Genomic DNA, 3,017 nt, shown 5'->3' on the forward strand with positions numbered 1-3,017 from the left:
GACAAATCCCGAATAGAAAACTCTTTTGAGTTTGTAGTCTTCATAAAGGCTACTTGCTTTGTTGATAATTGTAAGATCCGATTCACGACCTGCTCCGACAATCATTTGAGTGGATTGACCAGCTGGTAGAAACAAAGGAGTTTTTCTGATAGTTTTTCTGTCGATTTTGTACTGAGTGATGGATTCGTTAATAAAATCCATAGGTTTTTCAATGGACTCATACGTTTTCTGTGGAGCGAGCATCTTCAAGCTTGACTTCGTAGGAAGTTCTATGTTGATACTCATACGATCGATAAGTCTTCCTAGTCTTTCGATTAATTCCTCGCTTGCTCCTGGGATTGCCTTCATGTGGATGTATCCGTTGAATTTTTTCTCGTTGCGAAGAATTTCTGCAACTCTGATAAGTTGCATCATTGTGTGGTCGGGGCTTTTCACAACGCCACTTGACAGGAACAATCCTTCGATGTAATTTCTTTTGTAAAAATTTATTGTCAAATCAGCTACTTCTTCTGGAGTGAATTCTGCTCTTTCGATGTTGTTTTCTTTTCTGTTGACGCAGTATTCGCAACTGTAAATGCATTTGTTTGTGAGTAAAATTTTAAGTAGCGAAATGCACCTTCCGTCTTCAGACCAACTGTGACATATTCCAGAATTACTCGCCGCACCGATTCCGTCTGCGGTGTTTTTTCTTTTTGAACCACTAGAAGAGCAACTGACATCGTACTTGGCAGCATCTGATAATATTGATAATTTGCGTTTTAATTCCATAAGATCACCTATTCGTATTTTATAATAAAACAAACATTCGCACAAGTTTGTTTTTTATAAAAAAGTTGTTATCTGGAAGAAATTGTGGTAGAATTGTAAGAACTAATAAAAATTTAAAATATTTATACAGAGGTAATTATGAAAAACAAGAAATTAATATTTGTTAGTGGATTCGCACTATTTTCGATGTTTTTGGGAGCGGGGAATTTGATATTTCCACCGTTTTTGGGTAATAAAGTAGGAAATCAGTATTTGATTGCGACATTAGGATTTTTGCTAAGCGCAGTAGGACTGGTTTTCTTGGGATTACTCGCAGCGACAAAAAGCGGAGGAACAATTGAAAAAATCGGCAACACTATAAGTCCGCGATTTTCACTAATATTCTCAACTATAATTATGCTTGCGATAGGACCGGGACTTGCAATTCCAAGGACTGCAGCAACAACAGTAGAAATAATTCAAAAAGGATTTTTCAAAGGAGCAAATTCTGTTTTGCTCACGGTAGTATTTTTTGCTTGTGTGTATTTATTCGTCAGAAAACCAAGTAGCATAATAGATAATTTGGGAAAAATTTTGACGCCGTTGTTGATTGCAACTCTTGTAGTGATTATTTTCAAAGGAATAATATCTCCCGTTGCAACGCCTGTAAATACATATCAAATTCAAGTCTTCCAATCAAGCTTTGAAGAAGGATATCAAACAATGGATGCGTTGGCATCATTAGTATTTGCAATTGTAGTTACCAAAGGATTTATGGGAAACGGAATTACAGATGACAAAACTATTAAACAATATACAATAAAAGCATCAATCATAGCAGCTATAGGACTTTGCTTCGTATACGGAGGATTGATTTACCTCGGAGCTGCCACATCCAAGTTCAACCTAGGAAATGTCGAAAGAGTTGATTTGTTGCTATACATTTGCTACCAACATTTGGGGATTTTGGGAAAAGTATTAATCTGCGTTGCAATGGCATTGGCATGCCTCACAACAGCAATTGGACTTACAACAACAGTTGGACAATTCTTCAGTGATATGCTAAAAGACAAAACAAACGGAGTTATCTCATACGATTTAATCATAATAATTTCCACAGTTTTCAGTGCATTCTTCGCAGTAGTTGGCGTTGAAAAAATACTAAAAATTTCCGCACCTTTTTTGACAGCGATATATCCCGTGGCAATAGTTTTGATTTTCTTGAATTTGTTCAAACAAAATACATTTTCGCGAAACGTAAAATTAGGATCCATAATCGGAGTGTCGATTTACGCAATTATAGTACTACTTAACGGATTCAAATTGGATTTCGGTTTGTTGAAAACAATCGAATCAGTATTTCCAATGCAAGTCAAAAGCTTTATTTGGATAATCCCAGCAGTCATCGGTGGATTAATAGGAAAAATCAAAAAATAAAACAAATTGTAACTATTATGTAATACGATATATCGTGCAATGTATGGTATAATATATTTGAGGTGAGTTAATGATTAAAAAATTATTAGGATTGAAGAACGAAATACCAACATTGTGGTATGCATTTTTTAATAAACAAACACCATTATTGTCCAAAATAGTATTGGCATTGTCAGTGCTTTATGTAGTAAGCCCAGTGGATTTCATGCCGGATTTCGTCGCAGGACTAGGAATCTTGGATGATTTAATCCTCGCTCCATCATTAATGATGGTCGCAAAGAAATTCATCCCTGAAGACATCATCGACACCAGTGAAGAAAAAGCAGAGCAACTAAACTCCAAACTAAAAATAGTTGGAATTGTCGCAAGAGTAGGGATACTACTATTGATAAGCTTTTTGATTTACAAAAATGTGGTGAAATAGTTATTGAAATTTTAAATAAATCAAAGCGCGCTGTGTGGCGTGCTTTTTTTATGGTATTATAGTTTTGAGGTGAAATATGGAAAAGTTTTATGTAAACAAAGACGATATGATTATCTTGCTGATTGATTTGCAAGAAAAATTGGTGCCAGTTCTTCACGACAACGAGTATGTGATTAACCACACGAAGGCTGTGTTGGAGATGGCGAAAATATACGACATTCCAGTGATTACGACCCGTCAATACCCAAAGGGTTTGGGAGATACTGTGGATAGTTTGAAAGAATACGAAACAGATGTGTTCGATAAGGTTGATTTTACTGCAAAGCTTGATGATGTTATGAATGAAATCGAAAAAACTGGAAGGAAACAAATCGTAGTTGTCGGAGCGGAAACTCACATTTGTGTCTAC

The 3,017-nt window shown here is 35.7% G+C and carries 4 protein-coding genes; 3 read left to right on the forward strand and 1 reads right to left on the reverse strand.

Annotated features, from left to right (window positions below; translation table 11 throughout):
* The coding region (locus KHW44_RS07975) for a putative DNA modification/repair radical SAM protein (protein ID WP_304068141.1) at positions 1-768 on the reverse strand (768 nt) is incomplete at its 3' end.
* Between the two features lie 138 nt (positions 769-906).
* On the opposite strand from KHW44_RS07975, the gene brnQ reads away from it, so the two are divergent.
* The 3 genes from brnQ to KHW44_RS07990 all read left to right on the forward strand — a co-directional run.
* Positions 907-2,184 (forward strand): branched-chain amino acid transport system II carrier protein, encoded by a 1,278-nt coding sequence (gene brnQ / locus KHW44_RS07980; RefSeq protein ID WP_304068143.1) that lies wholly within the window; start codon positions 907-909, stop codon positions 2,182-2,184.
* 70 nt (positions 2,185-2,254) lie between these two features.
* On the forward strand, positions 2,255-2,608 hold the full coding sequence (locus tag KHW44_RS07985; protein ID WP_274983932.1) for a YkvA family protein: 354 nt from the start codon (positions 2,255-2,257) through the stop codon (positions 2,606-2,608).
* Between the two features lie 76 nt (positions 2,609-2,684).
* The coding region (locus KHW44_RS07990) for an isochorismatase family protein (RefSeq protein WP_304068149.1) at positions 2,685-3,017 on the forward strand (333 nt) is incomplete at its 3' end.

It is taken from the genome of Finegoldia magna, assembly GCF_018371055.1.
Lineage (GTDB): Bacteria > Bacillota > Clostridia > Tissierellales > Peptoniphilaceae > Finegoldia > Finegoldia magna_I.

Coding starts and splice junctions, on each gene's coding strand:
- brnQ (WP_304068143.1), top strand. CDS start 907: ATGAAAAACAAGAAATTAATATTTGTTAGTGGATTCGCACTATTTTCG.
- KHW44_RS07985 (WP_274983932.1), top strand. CDS start 2,255: ATGATTAAAAAATTATTAGGATTGAAGAACGAAATACCAACATTGTGG.